This window comes from Anabaena azotica SJ-1, assembly GCF_047275885.1.
GTDB classification, from domain to species: domain Bacteria; phylum Cyanobacteriota; class Cyanobacteriia; order Cyanobacteriales; family Nostocaceae; genus Trichormus_B; species Trichormus_B azotica_A.
This window is the reverse complement of record NZ_CP178454.1, coordinates 2,780,435-2,797,477: the sequence shown is the minus strand read 5'-3', so window position 1 is coordinate 2,797,477 and position 17,043 is coordinate 2,780,435. Positions and strand designations below refer to the sequence as shown.

At 38.5% G+C, this 17,043-nt stretch carries 11 protein-coding genes; 2 read left to right on the top strand and 9 right to left on the bottom strand.

From position 1 onward, the window contains the following. Positions 1 to 77: 77 nt before the first annotated feature. Positions 78 to 2,480, top strand: coding sequence for a protein kinase domain-containing protein (locus ACLLO5_RS12270; RefSeq protein ID WP_413175730.1), 2,403 nt, complete (start codon positions 78 to 80; stop codon positions 2,478 to 2,480). A gap of 12 nt (positions 2,481 to 2,492) precedes the next feature. Here the strand turns inward: ACLLO5_RS12270 and ACLLO5_RS12265 are convergent, their stop codons facing one another. Genes ACLLO5_RS12265 through ACLLO5_RS12255 form a run of 3 tightly spaced genes read right to left on the bottom strand, consistent with a single transcriptional unit; the run spans position 2,493 to position 10,883 of the window. After that, positions 2,493 to 5,498 carry a CHAT domain-containing protein gene (locus ACLLO5_RS12265; RefSeq protein WP_413175729.1) on the bottom strand — a complete coding sequence of 1,002 codons (3,006 nt, stop codon included), beginning with the start codon at positions 5,496 to 5,498 and terminating at the stop codon, positions 2,493 to 2,495. Between the two features lie 11 nt (positions 5,499 to 5,509). Continuing rightward, the gene (locus ACLLO5_RS12260; protein ID WP_413175728.1) at positions 5,510 to 7,324 is read right to left on the bottom strand and encodes a ShlB/FhaC/HecB family hemolysin secretion/activation protein; all 1,815 of its coding nucleotides are present in this window, start codon (positions 7,322 to 7,324) and stop codon (positions 5,510 to 5,512) included. After that, a complete protein-coding gene (locus ACLLO5_RS12255; RefSeq protein ID WP_413175727.1) occupies positions 7,314 to 10,883 on the bottom strand; it encodes a filamentous hemagglutinin N-terminal domain-containing protein in 3,570 nt (1,189 codons plus the stop codon). The genes ACLLO5_RS12260 and ACLLO5_RS12255 overlap by 11 nt, the downstream gene beginning before the upstream one ends. A 127-nt stretch (positions 10,884 to 11,010) precedes the next feature. Between ACLLO5_RS12255 and ACLLO5_RS12250 the strand changes: the two genes are divergently transcribed. Then, positions 11,011 to 11,562: a COP23 domain-containing protein gene (locus tag ACLLO5_RS12250; protein WP_413175726.1), complete on the top strand. Its 552-nt coding sequence runs from the start codon at positions 11,011 to 11,013 to the stop codon at positions 11,560 to 11,562. Positions 11,563 to 11,675: 113 nt separating this feature from the next. Here ACLLO5_RS12250 and ACLLO5_RS12245 read toward each other — a convergent pair whose 3' ends face one another. From ACLLO5_RS12245 to ACLLO5_RS12220, 6 genes are all read right to left on the bottom strand, one after another. Beyond that, positions 11,676 to 12,416, bottom strand: coding sequence for a M50 family metallopeptidase (locus ACLLO5_RS12245; protein WP_413175725.1), 741 nt, complete (start codon positions 12,414 to 12,416; stop codon positions 11,676 to 11,678). Between the two features lie 79 nt (positions 12,417 to 12,495). Then, positions 12,496 to 13,464, bottom strand: coding sequence for an FHA domain-containing protein (locus ACLLO5_RS12240; protein ID WP_413175724.1), 969 nt, complete (start codon positions 13,462 to 13,464; stop codon positions 12,496 to 12,498). Positions 13,465 to 13,554: 90 nt separating this feature from the next. Continuing rightward, the gene (pgl, locus tag ACLLO5_RS12235; RefSeq protein WP_413175723.1) at positions 13,555 to 14,277 is read right to left on the bottom strand and encodes a 6-phosphogluconolactonase; all 723 of its coding nucleotides are present in this window, start codon (positions 14,275 to 14,277) and stop codon (positions 13,555 to 13,557) included. A gap of 307 nt (positions 14,278 to 14,584) precedes the next feature. Next, positions 14,585 to 15,370, bottom strand: coding sequence for an MlaE family ABC transporter permease (locus ACLLO5_RS12230; RefSeq protein ID WP_413175722.1), 786 nt, complete (start codon positions 15,368 to 15,370; stop codon positions 14,585 to 14,587). 65 nt (positions 15,371 to 15,435) lie between these two features. Continuing rightward, positions 15,436 to 16,176, bottom strand: a complete 741-nt coding sequence (rph, locus tag ACLLO5_RS12225) for a ribonuclease PH (protein ID WP_413175721.1) — start codon at positions 16,174 to 16,176, stop codon at positions 15,436 to 15,438. A 209-nt stretch (positions 16,177 to 16,385) separates the two neighbouring features. Further along, positions 16,386 to 16,967 (bottom strand): adenylate kinase family protein, encoded by a 582-nt coding sequence (locus ACLLO5_RS12220; RefSeq protein WP_413175720.1) that lies wholly within the window; start codon positions 16,965 to 16,967, stop codon positions 16,386 to 16,388. Positions 16,968 to 17,043 lie beyond the last annotated feature (76 nt).

Genomic DNA, 17,043 nt, shown 5'->3' with positions numbered 1-17,043 from the left:
TATGAAATTTTCTCCTATTCAATTGTATTCAAACTAGCAATTTATTACTTAAACAACACTAACTTGTATTACCTTATATGAGACACAATACGTACAATAATGGAGATATTATAGGGCGCTATAAAATCATAAAATTTATAGGTGGCGGTTCATTTGGAGAGACGTATTTAGTCGAAAATATACAGTCACCAGGATCTAATTATTTACTCAAATATCTAAACCCCTCAAATCCAGCCAGCTTGGAACAAGCAAGAAATAAGTTCGATATAGAGGCACAAGTTCTGAATGACTTAAACCACCATCAAATCCCAACGCTTTATGATAAATTCCAGGAAAATCAAAAAGACTACTTGGTGGAAGAATATATTAAAGGTCATAATCTCGAAGAAATAGCCAAAAATCATATTTTCATTGAAACAGAAGTTATTCAAATTTTGAATGATGTTTTAAACATATTAAATTATCTGTTTCAAAAGAATATCATCCACCGCGATATTAAACCGGCAAACTTAATCAAGAGAGAATCGGATGGGAAAATTTTTCTGATTGATTATGGCACAGTTAAACAAGTCAGTACATTAAATTCAACAATAATGGCTGGTACAGCCGGTTATATGCCCCAAGAACAAATAGCAGGAAACCCGCAATTTGCCAGTGACATCTATGCTTTGGGTATGACGGCAATTCAACTTTTAACAGGAGAAAATCCGATCAACTTATCAAGCTCTGAGAATGAAGTTATCTGCCAGAATTTAACTCAGTTTAACCCACACTTAGCGAAAATCTTAACCAAGATGGTGCGGCGCATTCCATTAGCCCGTTACTCACTAGCGAATGATGTTATTGCAGATTTAGAACCACTCACTTTCTTGAATCAAACACTAATTCAACGCTATAAAATTATTAATTATTTGGGTGGCAGTGGTGGCTTTAGTCATACATATTTAGCAGAAGATACTAAAAGGAAACAACGTCCTTGTATTGTTAAGCAATTTAACCTAAATAATAATCTACATATTGCACACGAGGTAGAAGCTCGTTTAGAAGTCGCATTACCATTACTAGAAAACTTCCCTAATCACGAGCAAATTTCACGGTTTCTGGATTATGTTAGAGACAATAAAAAATTATATTTAATCTATCCATTTATAGAAGGCGAAAATTTAAAAAACAAAATCACAAAAGGCAACTGCTGGAGTGAAAAAGAAGTTACTGATTTCTTGCAAGATGTTTTGCAGGTATTAAAGTTCATCCATGGGCAAGGAATTATTCATGGTGATATTAAGCCGTCTAATTTAATTCAACGACAACAAGATAAAAAATTTATTCTCATAGATTTTTCGGAATTCAAGCAAATTTTCACTTTAGAATTTAATAACAGAGATAACAGAATAGTTGTCAAACCAGGAGGTACAACTGGATATATGCCTCTTGAACAAGAGAAAAATCAACCGCAACACAGCAGCGATATTTATGCTTTAGGAATGACAGCTATCCAAGCTTTAACAGGAGTACATCCTCAAAATTTACCAAGAGATTCAAACCATGAGCTAATCTGGCAGAATGAAATTCAGATTAGTCCTGAGTTAGCAAAGATTTTAACTAAAATGGTGCGTTTCCGTTTAGGAGAACGTTACCAATCTGCACAAGAAGTTTTAGATGCTTTAAATCCATCACCACCACCAATACCTCCTCGTCCTGCTATAGAAATAATTTGGGAATGGTTGAAGAATCATAAGCGATTGGTATTCATCGGTGTATCTAGTCTAGGAATTTCAACATTTGTAAGTTGCCAAATAAACAGCCCAAAAGAAAGAGCAAACAATTTGCTTGCAATCTGTAAAGCAGAAACAGATAATAAACAGTATCTTCAAGCCATTCAAACCTGTAATCAATCAATCCAAATTCATCCCTTGCCAGCAGCTTACGTTTTTAAAGGTATTGCTTTACAAAGTCTAGCAAGAAATGAAGATGCGATCGCATCCTATGGTGAAGCCATAAAAATTGATCCAAACTATATATATGCCTGGGCTAATAAAGGCTCTATACATAATAATCTCAAAGAATTTGACAAAGGTTTGAGTTCTTGTGAAGCAGCAACTTTAATTGATCCAAACAATTTTAAAGGTTGGCTATGTTTAGGAATCGCTCAACAAGGTTTAAAACAATACGATGAATCAATCAACTCTTTTGATAAAACTATTAATTTAGCTTGTGGTGATAATAGTCCAGATGCTGCTTATGATTGCGCTCTCAGCTGGCATAATAAAGGTGAATCATTGCTGTTCAAAGCTCAAGATTTATTAAAATCAACTCCTCCAGATAAAGTTCAAGCTGTTCAACTTTTAAAAGAAGCTATTCCAGCCGTTGACATAGCAATTGAAAAAGGAAAAGCAATTAACATAAACACAGCTATTTTTTCCAAGACTAAAGCAGAAGCAGAAAAGCTTCTTTCAAAACTTCTTTCTGAGCAACGCTAACCCTTAATACAGTTAAAGCCAATTACCTATCAGAGTAAAAGCTGCCCAGTAAAGAGGATGATCATATTCTTTTTGTTCTATCAGAGAAATTTGGGCATTTCTAAGTGCTGTGGCTCGAGTCATTTTTTGATCACGATTAGTTAAATTTTGATCACGATTAGTTAAATTTTGATAAAATCGTTTCATCAACTCTGCGGTAGCTTTATCTGATACAGGCCATAAACTAGCAATGGTACTACTTGCACCAGAACGAAGAGCTACTCCAGCCATACCTAATATAGCTTTTTCATCACCTGAAGCTGTTTGACAGGCACTTAAAACCAGTAATTCAATATTTTTGTTTCTATTTTTACCTTGAGGGTTGAGCAAATTCTGGAAATTATTTATATCAATGGTATTATCCTCATCAGTATCTCCAGTTACAATAAACGTTTGCTCTCGATTAGAACTAAAAATACCATGTGTTGATAGGTGTACTACCGTAGGAGAAGATTTCATTTTGGCTTTAAAATTACTTTTGGTAAATGGCTGTTGACAAATTGTGTTCTCATCACAAAGTATGATCGGATTTACTCTTACTCTTGCTTTTAAATTCTTAATATTTGTCAATTCTGCATTTACATTTTCAAGTTCAAGAAAAGTATTCCCCCGTGCAGAGACACTTTTACTCATACCAGCTGCTAAAATTTCTATATTTTCTGGTTTAATTGGTTTTGGGTTTATTAGTTGCTGACCCAAACTTAATGCTATATTATACTTCTCAATCAAATAATCTTTGCCATTGTAAAGAGCAGCTATAGGAATTTTCTGGAAAGAACGATCTAGTAGCACAAATACTAAAGTTTCAATCTGGTCTAATTGATGATTTTTCTCTAAAGGTTTGATTAACCAATCATATACCTGTTGAGAACGCCTGAAAACTTGTTTTTTATTTTTATTAAGTTGATCTTTTCCTATGGTTTGATCTTCTATCAGAGATGAAGCAGATATTATTCCATCTTTGGGAATTTGAGTGTAAATAAGATCAGCTAAATTTTCAAGAGTATCGTTAACTTCTGTTTTAGCAATTTTAATAACTGGAGAAAGATAAGGTGATTTATTTTTTTTAAACAGCATCACCTGTAGCTGATTTTCTAAAATAATTGGATAAATAACCGCAGCTTTGGCATCAATATTTTCAAGTTGTACTAACTTATCTATTGGTGGTGAACATGGTTCTTGAAAGAAATTATCTAGTTCTGCTAATTGCAGAGATTCCATCACTAAACGAGCGACATTTAATGGATTATCTAAAATATTTTTTCCTGTTTCATCTTTATCGGAACTATATCTTGTGGTGATATTATTGAGTAATACCAATTTACTTAAATCAATTCCACTGCTTTTAGATTGCAATAATAAATCAATAAATTCCCGATATACAGGTTCGACGTTTTGACGAAAAGAAAATTGGTTATCAGCACTAGTTACTAAATCTGCTCTTAATGACTGGAGTATATTCCATGCTTCAGCATAAGATGTTAATGCTCCTTCAATATTTCCTGAAGCTTTCAAAATTCTTCCTAACTGGTGTCTGTAACGATATAAAATTTGCCGATTATCAACATTCATATCATTTAACAGACTTAGTGCTTGCTCTGTTAAATTTTTGGCTTGAGTAAGTTTATCTTGTCTTGTGAGGTCTTCTTGACGGGATGCTTGCAATTCACGTAATCTAGCAAGGTTGCTTAAACCTTGTGATTCGGCTTGTTTATCTGCAAATGTATGAGCTTGTTGAATAGCTGTAGATAGAAGTTTATCAACTTCATTGAGTTCAGGTATTTGTTGTTGTAAAAAATTATCCTTGTTAGTGTTGATATTAAGACGAATTAAGCTATTTGAAAAATTAATTTTTGCATATACTAGCTCACGAATGATCTCACTATTTTCAGGCAAATTACCCAAATCAGACCTGATTGGATTTAACAGATATTCTATTTTATTATCCAGGTCTTTTCTTAAATCAGACCAATCATTTTTTGAATTTTTGCTAATCTGTTCATTCCACCATTCCTGCATATCTAATAACAAAGTTAGTTGATTTAGTTTTGCTTGAATTTTGGTTAGAGGTTGAGTCTGATCATTTGTTGCTTGCTGATAATCTTTAAAAGATTCACTGTAATGTCTGAATGCTTGTTGATATAATTTTAAATTATCATTATTGCTACATTTTATTTCATATTGATATTTGTCTTCGTCACTCAGAATATCTGTATTCAAAACATTATTAAATTCATTATTGCACTTATTACTAAGAATAGTATCAATTTGGGGAAAATAATTTAATTTATCTCGGTCTTTATTACCAATAGATCGTTCTATATTACCTAAACTCAGTAAAATTGCACTTTTTTCTTCTGGATATTTTTCAGACTCTTGCAAAAGTATTTCAGAAATATTTTGTGGTTTTGGTAATTTGATTTTATTTCCATTATGATCGGCAATTTTTTCAAAATTTACTTGGGTTACAGGGATGTAAATATCTAATTTTAATAATATTTCAGCAAGCAGACGTAAGCCTCGTATTTTATTTAGAGAACTAGGTTGTTCTTGGATTTGGTTAATAAACTTCTTTTGAAAATCAGAATTTTTGAACTGCTCATTTAGACAACTGGAATTAAAATTTGTAAAAACTAGCATAATTTGACTACAAGCTTCAGGATATAACCCCAAAGATTGCAATGATTTAGCTTTGTTAATTAAATTTCTATTTTTGCCATCTTCATCTTTTCCATAAGCCTCTGCTGCTTTTTGCCAGATTTTGGCCGCTTCAGCAAAGCTGCCGATGTCGTAGTATTCTTTTCCCTGCTGTTCTAACTTTAAAGCATTGGATATTTGAGATATTAAAAATGAATTCGGTTTGATTTTATGTTCAGTTCCTATTACTTTTTCTGGAAATAAAATAGGAATAACTAAAGTAAAAATTAGGGTTAATAATCCTAAAAATAATGCTGTGAATTTTTGACGATTCTTTAACATATATATTCGTTTTAAAATGGATTGTACTGTACAGAAAAATAAATACCATTGTCTTGCCATGTTCTTTCTCTGGCGTTAATCTCAACTAAAGGAATACCATAATCTAAACGGGTTTTAAATCTTTCCCCCATTTGCCACTGTAAACCCAAACCAACAGATGTTAAAGTGTTAGAATCAGGATTTTTTCTACCAGGAATATTCCAAGCAGTTCCCACATCTATAAATGGAATTAATTGTAAAACATTTTCCCCATTATTGGTGTTGTAAATCGGTAATTGCAACTCCGCAGATGCAAAAATGCCATTATCACTAAAAACGGCATCTTGACGATAACCACGCACATTAAAAATCCCGCCTAATGTAAATTGCTCTAAAGGTAAAAGCGATGTAGTTGCTAGTTGAATATCAGAGCGGAATAAAAGGCGGGGTGTCAGCTTGGGATTATCAGTTTGAGAACCAAGCAAGCGCAACCAAACTAATTGTCCTCTCCATGCAAAAAAGCGACTATCAGGTTCTTGATTATTAATTGTCGCATCAAATGTTCCCACACCTAAACTAAATTGAGAACGAGCAACAAAGACTTGTTGGAAACTTTTTTTGTTCCATTCTTGAAAGAAACGTAGTGCAGAAATTCTGGTTTGTCCTTGTGCATTTGCTCCTACAGAAATAGGAAAGTTGATTCCTAAAATAGAACCATCACTTTCACGTCGATTGATTGTAAAACCTAGTGCAAATTCTTCGGTAAATTGTTGGTTAGCTTTCTGAGCTATGGGTTGACGGAATGTAAATTCAAAGTTGCGGGAATTTGATTCAATATCTAATTCATCAAATTTAGGTTCAATAATGTTGCTTTGGCTGTTGCTATAGTTAAAACTGATAGTACCATTACGGGAATTAAACGGGATGGTGTACTTGGCATTTATGGCGTTGCTACCATCAGTGTTGTCATAATTTATATTGAGGCTATCTCCTAACCCGGTTAAGTTAGCTTCCTCTATTTCTAAGCCACGCCGAAAACTACCAATGCTGGGGTTTCTACTATTATCGGCAGTAATTTTAGTGCTAAAAGAGTCTGCTTCTTCTATGTTAATTTTTAGTAAATTTGTCCCTGGAGTTGTACCAGCAGATAATTCTGCGGAAAGGTTTTCAATTAAGGGATCTAATTGTAGAAGTTGTAAAGCTTGTTGTAATTTGCGGATATTGAGAGGTTTGGTAGTAGCTAAATTCAAACGCGATCGCACATAATTATCATGCAAACGTTTTCTACTTTTCTCATCTCTAGTAATGCGAATTTCCTCCAAACTCCCTTCCACAACTTGGATTGTGACAACACAATTCTTTCCAGTTTGTTCTGGCTTTACAAAACAACCGCTTAAAGTTTGTTCAGGAATATAAGCACCAGAAGTCACATATCCTTTTTGAACGTAAAAAGCAGTAATTTTAGAAGCAGCTTGTAGTAATTGAGGAAAACTAATAGGTTTGTTAGTAAAATCCTGCAACTCGTTAGATAATATTTCCGAACTAAATACTGAATTTGTATTCCCAACAAATTCAAAACGCTCAACCCGAATAATTCCAGAAATATCTAAATTCTGTTCTGGTAAAATTGGTGCTGAAGGAGAAATTTGCAACAGTTCTTCTGGAGGAAGCAACGGTTCAGGTTTCTGAAGTTGGGGACGAGTCGGAGTAACTGAGTTAGGAACTTGAGTAGGAGGAATATTTTGCGATCGCGCTGACAAAGATATTCCACTCACAGCCAACAAGCAAAAGTTTACCACTAACAACTCACAAAACAACCAAAGGCTGTAAAAATGTTTAACGTACATGACAATTAGCTGTTGGTATTTGAGAACTTTGATTGATCGAATTAGCGGTAAGCAGCAATTCACCTTTGTCGTTGACTCCCCAACCCGTAGCTGGTCGCGGTAACTTTACTGAAGTTATCGAATTATCTGGAATTGTTCTCGCTTGTGATGAACTTACCCTCACCGTTTCACTACTCAGTGTTTCTGTTGCACTAGGTGGTAGTCCACCGCGTCCAGTAATAATAAATTGACTGCGGTTTTGTCCTTTTTCTGATGCACAAGCTGAAGCTACCTGGTTTTCAGGATTAAGAAAATTTTCTGGGGGAGTAACTAACCCTTGACTCGGTTCAACATCAGGAGTATTTATTGCTACATTGCCACTAAATTGTGTCCCCTGTGCAGAACTGGCAGTGATAGCATTTGCAAGGGAGAAAAGTCCTTGGGTTGTAATCTGCACATTACCACCTTGTATGCCAGCATCGGCGCTAATCTTACTATTTTCTAAAATGGCCAAAGCACCTGCGGTAATTTTGATGTTCCCACCATTTCCATTAACACCCGCATCCGTGGAAATTTCAGAATCACCCAATAGTTGCAAAGAGTCCCGAACTTCTAAGGTGATGTTAGCACCGCTACCCTTTACTGTTGCACCTATAATTGAGCCGTCTTGTAACCTAATTCCACCTGCGTTTACTTCCAAGTCTCCTGCTGTTCCTTCACCTTTGGCACTTACTGATACTTCTGCACCATCTCGCACAGTTAACAAGTCAGTATTAATTTTTAAGTTGCCACCTGCACCCGTAGCTTCATTATCTGCAATATTCGGTCTTATTTCTCCAGACAAAGCAAATAAACCACTGGCAAATGTCCGTGTTTCTATCTGACCATTGCGTAGCAGTTGCACTGTCTTCGTACCACTCAGTTCAATTTCTTTAGCATTAACAAATAAATTACCTCCCTTACCTCCAAGAATATCGTTGTCTATATCTCCTTTACCACGAGTTGATCCAGAAATTCTTGCACCATCTAGTACCTGCAATAAAGGAGTATTAATTGTTATATCACCGCCATCTTTAGTACCTTCAGTAGCCGCAAACAAACCGCTACGACTGAAAATGTCACTATCAGGAATAGCACTAGCTCCAATGAGTTTTATAGACTCCGAAGCATTAACAGTCAGGTTTCCTGAAGTACCCGTTCCAAAAGCTGTTACTGAAACATCTGCTCCATCACTAACTCTCAACTTTTTGGTATCAATAGTAATGTCGCCAGAATCACCGTTTTTACCTGATGTTGCCGCAATTGTACTGAAAATCTGATCTTTTGGAGGTGCAGTGCTATGTGAGACTCCTGTTACTTCTATGACATCAGCCGTGATCTTAATAGTTCCCGCATTACCTGTATTAGCTGTAGCGGCTGATACTCGCGCTCCATTACTAATCTTTAACTGCCCAGTTGTAATCTCAATGCTTCCAGCATTTCCTGTAGCTTCATTTTCTTCAATCTTTGGTCTTAGTTCTCCAGACAAAGCAAACAAACCGCTAGGAAATATCTTTGTTTCTGTTTCGATATTATCGGTTTTTAACAATTGCAAGGTTTCTACACCATCCAAGTATATCTCTGCTGCATCCACATTTAATACACCTCCATTACCACCTGTTTTACCGTCTTTTCCTGAACCGCGAGTTGATATCGAAACCCGCGCTCCATTGCTTACTCGCAATAAAGGAGTATTAATTGTTATATCACCGCCATCTCCAGTGCCTTCTGTAGCAGCAAATAAACCACTACGACTGAAATTTCTGCTATTGGGAATAGATACAGCCCCAGTTAGTTTTATTGACTCAGAAGCTTTTACCGTGAGAGTTCCACCCTTCCCTGAGCTAACAGTCTTCACAGATACATCACCACCATCTCTAGCAATTAATCTCTTGGTTGTAATATCTACATTCCCAGCATCTCCAGCATTATCTGATGTAACTGAATCTGATGTTGCCGCAATTGTACTAAAAACTTGTTCATCTGGAGGTGCAGTGCTATGTGATACTCCTGTCACTTCTATGACATCAGCCGTGATATTAATATTTCCAGCATTACCTGTATTAGCTGTAGCAGCTGATACTCGCGCTCCATTACTAATCTTTAACTGCCCAGTTATAATGTTTATGTTTCCACCAATACCTGTAGCTTCGTTTTCTGCAATATTTGGTCTTATTTCTCCAGACAACGCAAACAAACCACTGATAAACCTGCCATCAGCACTAGTACCACTCAGGTCTATTAGTGCCGCATTAACAAATAAATTACCACCCTGACCACCTGTTTTACCACCTTCTCCTTTACCCCGTGTAGATACCGAAACCCGCGCTCCATCTCGTACCTGTAACCAAGGGGTATTAATTGTTATATCACCACCGTCTCCAGTACCTTCTGTGGCAGCAAATAAACCGCTCCGACTAAAATTGTTACTATTGGGAATAGAGACAGCCCCAATTAGTTCTATAGATTCAGAAGCGTTGACGGTAAGGTTTCCTCCTTTCCCAGAGCCAACTGTCTTTACCGACACATCACCGCCGTCTTTAGCAATTAACTTTTTGGTGGTAATATCTATATTCCCAGAATTTCCACTTCCTGTTGATGTAGCGGCAATTGTACTAAAAACCTGACCATTTGGAGATGCCCCTTTCACCTCAATCTTATTAGCTTGTATAGTAATTTTACCCCCACTAGCTGTACTATTAGTATTAGCTAATATTGCTGAACCATCTTTTACTGTCAAATCTTTGGCTCTAACAAAAATTTCACCACCATTATCAGCACTTACTTTCGACTCCGCCTGTAGTTTAATATTACTAAAATTATTTATACCGTCATATCCTAAAGACCAACCATTGCCTGTGGGAGTCAAACTCACCAGACTATCACCAGCAACACTACCTAATTCAACTCGTCCCTGTGGTGCTGTTAAGTTACCAGCTTCTAAAGTAATATCCCCACCTATCAAAGCGATGGTTTTTTCAGATGATACTTGCAGGTTAGTAGCGCGATTAGTAATGCTTGCAGGCATTCCAGGAAATTGCAAACCCAAAGGAACGGTTATACTCAATCCAGATGTGCGTTGAGGATTAATAGCACTAAATTCACTACCATCAGTAAATCTAAGACTACTGGCTGTGCTTGCTACAAAAGAACCACCAATATCTAAAGTAGCATTTAGTCCAAAAATAATACCGTTGGGATTAAGTAGAAATAAGTTGGCGCTATGTTGGGTTTGCAGAACACCATCAATATTAGAAACTGATTTACCAGTCACCCTTGTGACTATATTTTGAATATTTAAAGAATTGCTAAAAGATGCTGTTTCACCAATACCAACAGAAAATTCTTGAAAACTATGGAATAAATTGCTTCCAGCTATAGTTCCCCCACTGATAGCTTTAATATTTCCTTGGGGTGTAACTAATGAGTTAATCGGCAGGGTTTGATCGGGAATTATTTGTGCTATTGTGGAATTTGTGACAGTAAGCAAGCATAGGGGAAGGAAGCGAGCAACCCAGATTGGTATAACACTTGGTTTCATTAAATACAGGCTAACGGGGTTATAGCTGTGACTGGACTAGTATTGATATTTACTATAAAACATAGACACCAGTCAAATAATTCCCTATTTTGTTTACAAATAGAAATTTAGTTACACTATTAAAGCCATGATTACACTTAAAAATTCGTTGTTAATTGGTTTGAGTTTGACAGGTATCGCACTTACAGCTACCCCTGGTTTCAGTCAGTCTACTTCTGTGAGTACAGAACCATTCCAATGTGGCATAATTGATGGACAACGAACAACCTTCGCTTATAATGCTGAAACGGGGACAAAAACACCATTAATTCGTTGGGAAAGCGAGTATATATCAGAGAATCTTGATACAGCTTGTAAAAATGCAGCTAATAAATTAAAAATATCTTATAGTAGCGGACGGGATTTTAAGATCCTAGTTGATGGTACTTCTTTGGCACCGAAAACTACCGTTTGCTTGATTAATGGATCAGGGAAGTGTGGTAGTAATAATAACTATGTTTTTTTCACTGTGAAATCAGAAGCTCCGTTGGACGAAGCTTTGCCCAAAATTATAGTAAATAGAAACCTTACTAACCTAGATATTAACGAGTTGGATAAAGCCAAGTTTAGAGCAGTCGGACGAATTTATTACCCCAGCATTCAACCAAGATCATTTTGGGAAATTTTATTGGGTAGATAGAAATCCTGATTTCCCTCCTGATTTGAATTTTAAACATCGCAAGTCTCAGATCATCGACTTCTTTTAAAAGTCGGTTATCTGGGATGATGTTTATTTCTACAAACCAAAGAGTGTCAATCTGAACGATAGGCAACCCGCAGACTTTGAACTAAAATCACTAAAGAAGCTACAGCCATTAAACCACCCCAAAACCAATAAGGTAATAGTAAATATTTCTGCATTTGTGCTGTATCGGAAAGTCCTAAAGAACCAGCACTATAACTAAATAGATAATTTAATTGGTGGTAGGTACTTACACAAGCTTGCACACCCAATAACTGAATAGCAAAACCCTGTACCCAACGCGGAGTTTTCAAAGCTATTCCCAAAATAATTAAACCTAGTAAGGGAATTGCTATTAAACCAAACCAAGAACGTACCCAAACTAATGTAGAAAATAGCAAAAAACCCCCCAAGATTTTCAAACTCAGGGAAGCAGCTTTAAAATTGCGAGAAGCGAGAATCAAAGCAGCACCAGCGATGGGTGGACCCATTGGCCCTGCGGCTGCAACTAACGCCGGAGCAATTGGACCCAAGGTTGATCGCATGGTGTAACTAGCTACACCAGAACCATTGCTAAAAATTAGTAATTTCTGAAAATTTCCCCCCAACATCAACGCCATTAAACCGTGACCCATTTCATGAAACCATGTTGCTAGGATTGTAAAGGGGTATAAAATATAATCTCCTCCTGGGAATTGCCACAAAACAGCAGTAGCGATCGCAGCTCCTATTAGCCATGTTAGCCCCATTCGCTCGACTTCTGGAGGCGCTTGGTGAGATAGCAAAGGTTGAAAATCGTTTGGTTCTCTCATGGGTGATATTCCTAATGATTAATCCGTAATTCGTAAATTATAATTACTCATTATTAATTACGAATTACGAATTATTCCGCTAAGAGAGTTGAAATAAGAAAGTTACCAAATCTCCCTTACCCAGACTGATGCGATCGCCTGGACGTAAGCGATGTCTGTTCCCTGGTAATAGCGGCAAATTATTAATATAGGTGCCGTTAGAACTACCCACATCTTCTATATAGTGAGCATCTCCCTCAACACGGATATCTGAATGAATCCGGGAAACAATTTCTGAATTGGGAAATCCAGCCACATCTATATCTGGGGGAATGCGGTCATTAGGTTTACCGATATGAATTACAGAGAGATTTTGCGGTAATTCAATTTCTTGATTACTTTGAACATGGAATAGCCGCGCCACTACTTGCTGTAACTGGGTTCTAGACGCAGTTACCATAGGTGCTTCTGGCGGTGGCACAGGTGCAGGTGGTACAGGTGGTTCAACTGCTTCTGGAGGTGGAGCCGGTACAGGTGGTGCAACTGCTTCTGGAGGTGGAACCGGTACAGGTGGTTCAACTGCTTCTGGAGGTGGAACCGGTATAGGTGGTGCAACTGCTTCTGGAGGTGGAACCGGTACAGGTGGTGCAACTGGTGCTGGAGGTGGAACCGGTACAGGTGGTGCAACTGCTTCTGGAGGTGGAACCGGTGCAGGTGTTGGAATAGGTTGTGGGGCTGCTGCTACCACTGTTGGGGGTAGAGTAGAAGTAGGAGGAGCGCCTAGTCCCAGAGCATCTGGTTGTAAAAGTTCTAACATTGGATCAGGAGTAACCAACGGTGGCACTTCCACAGGAAAATCGGGAGCCATCATTGATCCTACTACTGTTGCTTCTACTGCGGCAGCGTTAGAGTGTAGGTTATAACCACACTGACCACAAAAAGCAGCATCTGCTTGTACGGTTGCCCCACAACTGGGACAGTTAGTAGTCGCTGGTAACGGCGTGTAGCAAGCTTCACACTGAACAGCGCCGTCTGGATTGGGATGATTGCAATTCGGGCAGACGATCATGGATTTAAGCCTTTGTCAAGGTCATCGTAAAATATATTACTGGCAAGCAGTGGTCAGTTATCAGTTGTTCCCTGTCACCTGTTCACTGATTTAGGGTTTGAGTTCCAAACCTGCGGCTGCGTCTAGCAGCCATAACAATTCTCCTTGGGGTCTAATTAAGCGCGATGGATAAGCAAAATCATCAGCGACTGGTGCAAAAACTTGAGCTAAAGCAGGTCGTTTATTAGTACCAGCAGCTAAGAAAATAACACTCCGTGCAGCGTTGATGAATGGGTAAGTGAAAGTGATACGAAGATTATCATCTTTATTACCCACAGTTACCAAGCGATCGCTCACTTTAAGAGCTTCTGTGTGCGGAAACAAAGATGCAGTATGGGCATCATCACCCATTCCTAATAAAACTACATCCAAAGCAGGAAAGTTTCCCGGTGAAGAATTGAAAAATTTTTGTAGATGCTGTTCATGTTTAGCCGCATCTACTGCTGGATTGCCTGATAAAGTTGGTATGGCGTGAATATTCGCTGCTGGGATAGCTACGCGGTCTAGCCATGCAGCACGTGCCATCAATTCATTGCTATCAGGGTGATCTGGTGGTACATAACGTTCATCTCCCCAGAACACATGAATTTTATTCCAAGGCAGGTCTAAACAGCCTATTGCTTCGTACAACGGCTTGGGTGTGCTGCCACCAGATAAAGCAATAGTAAATTGCCCCCGTTCCCGAATAGCAGTTTCCAACTTGGACAGGATCAAATCTAGCGCCCGTGCTACCAGCGCAGGCAGATCCGGTAAAACTTCAACCGTTTTGTTCATGGCTTCATCATCACATAGCCGGCTTCCAGCATTACAATACCTAACTTCTGACTATTTCCCTTTTTAACTTTTGAAACTTTTAACATCATGAAGAGGCAGGAAGTAGGAGTCAGGAGGTAGGAGTCAGGAGTCAGAAGGCAGGAGGCAGGAGGCAGAAGGTAGAAGGCAGAAGGCAGGAGATAATACATTATTCTTCCCCATCCTCCCCATGACCCTCATCTTCCCCATCACCCCCATCTCTCTTACACCCAGTATCTTGAGTTTATTATCTTATAACTGATCACTGATAACTGTTAGCTGATAACTGTTAAAGTATGGGCTGCTCAAATAGTATTAAAGCCAGTATAAAATCCATGATAAAAATGGCTACCCACGTAGTCACAACTGCCGTTGTCGCAGATTCTCCTACTTCCTTAGCCCCTCCTTTGGTAGTCAGTCCCCAACTACAACCATTAACTGCTACTATCAGTCCAAAAATCAGCCCTTTGAGCAAAATAATAAAAACATCTGAAGGTGTTAAAAAATCTCGGACTGACTCTAAAAATGTTTCTGGTTGAACTTGATAAAAATATGATGCGGCAAAAGCTCCGCCTATGATGCCCATAATTACAGCAAAAATCATCATCAAAGGCATCATCAAACAGCAAGCGATCACTCTCGGTAGGACGAGATAATCAATAGGATCAGTTTTGAGCATATAAAGAGCATCAATCTGTTCTGTGACTCGCATTGCTCCTATTTCGGCGGCAAATGCTGAACCTACCTGTCCGGCGATAATACTAGCGGTCAAGATTGGTGCTAATTCTCGGCAAAAAGCCAAAGCAAAAGCACCTCCCACATTTTCCACAGCGCCAAATCTCACTAATTCTCTGGCTGTTTGAATGGTGAAAATCATTCCTGCAAAACCATTAACGAGGAGAACAGGTGGCAGGGAAGCCGGACCAGCTGTAACTGTATGACCCAAAACCTTACGATAATAGGTTTTTCCTTGAAGTATATGTAGCGAGATTTGACCAAAGAGCAGCACTGTGGACAAACAGCGGACAATCCACAATTGCTCTAAATTTTTAGTTGGTTGCAAGTTTACCGCCATTAGTCTTGACTTTTGTTATTTGTTAGTATTCAACACAAGTGACCATTGACGGGAAATATTGCATCTTAATTTCCTATCAGAATATTCCAATTAGTAATAGCATCCCGTTGAGCAATTAATAATTCCTGAATTCCTTTTTCGGCAACATCCAGCAACTTATTCAATTGCTGACGGTTAAAACTACCTTCCTCTGCTGTTCCCTGGACTTCTATAATTTCCAAGTTTTGATTCATAACTACATTAAAATCTACCGTTGCAGCTACATCTTCAATGTAATTAAGATCCAAAAATGACTCTCCCTCTAATAAGCCAACGGAAACTGCTGCCACTTGTCCACACAGAGGCGATCGCTCTAATACTCCCTGCTGCAATAATTGAGAAATAGCATGAGCTAAAGCTACAAAACTGCCCGTAATAGCCGTTGTTCTTGTCCCAGCGTCAGCTTGCAACACATCAGCATCTACAATCAGCGTCCGTTCTCCCAACACTTCAAAATCCAAAGCTGCTCTTAAACTGCGTCCAATTAAACGTTGGATTTCTTGTGTCCGTCCCGATAATTTCAATAATTCCCTTTCCTGTCGTTGTTGAGTAGCCGATGGCAACATCCTATACTCAGCCGTCAACCAACCTTTCCCAGTCCCATTTAAAAACTTAGGCACACTTTCAGAGATGCTAACAGTGCAAAGTACCTGCGTATCACCACATTTAGCCAAAACAGAACCAGGCGCAAAACGAGTGAAATTAGGGTAAAAACTTAAGGGACGAAGTTCACAAGAATTTCGACCGTCGGGACGCTGCCAAGCCATGGAAATTGCCTCAAAATTTTTGCATTCTGCCTTTAGATTACAGCAGAATCACGGAAACCGGTGACTGGGAAAGCAGGGAGCAGAGGAGCAGGGGGAGCAGGGGAGCAGGGGAGCAGGGGGGCAGAGGGGCAGGGGAGCAGAGGGGCAGGGGAGAGGGGGAGAATAAATAACCTTCTGCCTTCTGCCTTCTTTCTGTCACCTGTCACCTGTCACCTATTCCCCAGTAAACTGAGAATATTGTGGTGTACCTGTTCTGGGGAATCATCACCATTGATAGTTAACAGACGGCGACGACGATCATAGTATTCTAAAATAGGAATAGTGCGATCGTAGAATAATTCTACACGCCGCTGAACAATTTCTGGTTGATCATCTGGGAGCGATCGCCCTAAAGAACGATTAACCATCACTGCCTCTGGTACTTGCAGATAAATTGCCCAATCTAATTTTTGTTCCAAAGTGTCCAGCAAAAAATCTAATTCTTCAGCTTGAAAAGCCGTCCGAGGATAACCTTCTAATATCCACCCATAATTAACATCCTCTCGCTTTAGCCGAACTTTAATAAATTCAATCATCATTTCATCCGGCACTAATTCCCCTTTTTCAACATAAGGTTTGGCATAGCGAACTAAATCACGCATTTCACCATAGCCATTGCTGGAATTATCATCAGATATCGCTTCCCGTAAAATCTCACCCGTCGAAATCAGAGGAACATCAAAGTGTTTACCTAGCCTGTGTGCTTGAGTGCTTTTCCCTGATCCTGAACCTCCTAAAATTACCAATTTCACAACAATTTACTCCTCATCATCTTAAATTTATTTATTTTCTTGCTCTGTTTTTCGCAAATAGAATGATCAACCGACT

Bases quoted from the DNA above. Each gene is read 5' to 3' on its own strand.
- ACLLO5_RS12230 (WP_413175722.1), bottom strand. From the start codon at position 15,370: ATGGCGGTAAACTTGCAACCAACTAAAAATTTAGAGCAATTGTGGATT.
- ACLLO5_RS12250 (WP_413175726.1), top strand. From the start codon at position 11,011: ATGATTACACTTAAAAATTCGTTGTTAATTGGTTTGAGTTTGACAGGT.
- ACLLO5_RS12260 (WP_413175728.1), bottom strand. From the start codon at position 7,324: ATGTACGTTAAACATTTTTACAGCCTTTGGTTGTTTTGTGAGTTGTTA.
- ACLLO5_RS12240 (WP_413175724.1), bottom strand. From the start codon at position 13,464: ATGATCGTCTGCCCGAATTGCAATCATCCCAATCCAGACGGCGCTGTT.
- ACLLO5_RS12270 (WP_413175730.1), top strand. From the start codon at position 78: ATGAGACACAATACGTACAATAATGGAGATATTATAGGGCGCTATAAA.
- rph (WP_413175721.1), bottom strand. From the start codon at position 16,176: ATGGCTTGGCAGCGTCCCGACGGTCGAAATTCTTGTGAACTTCGTCCC.
- ACLLO5_RS12255 (WP_413175727.1), bottom strand. From the start codon at position 10,883: ATGAAACCAAGTGTTATACCAATCTGGGTTGCTCGCTTCCTTCCCCTA.
- pgl (WP_413175723.1), bottom strand. From the start codon at position 14,277: ATGAACAAAACGGTTGAAGTTTTACCGGATCTGCCTGCGCTGGTAGCA.
- ACLLO5_RS12265 (WP_413175729.1), bottom strand. From the start codon at position 5,498: ATGTTAAAGAATCGTCAAAAATTCACAGCATTATTTTTAGGATTATTA.
- ACLLO5_RS12245 (WP_413175725.1), bottom strand. From the start codon at position 12,416: ATGAGAGAACCAAACGATTTTCAACCTTTGCTATCTCACCAAGCGCCT.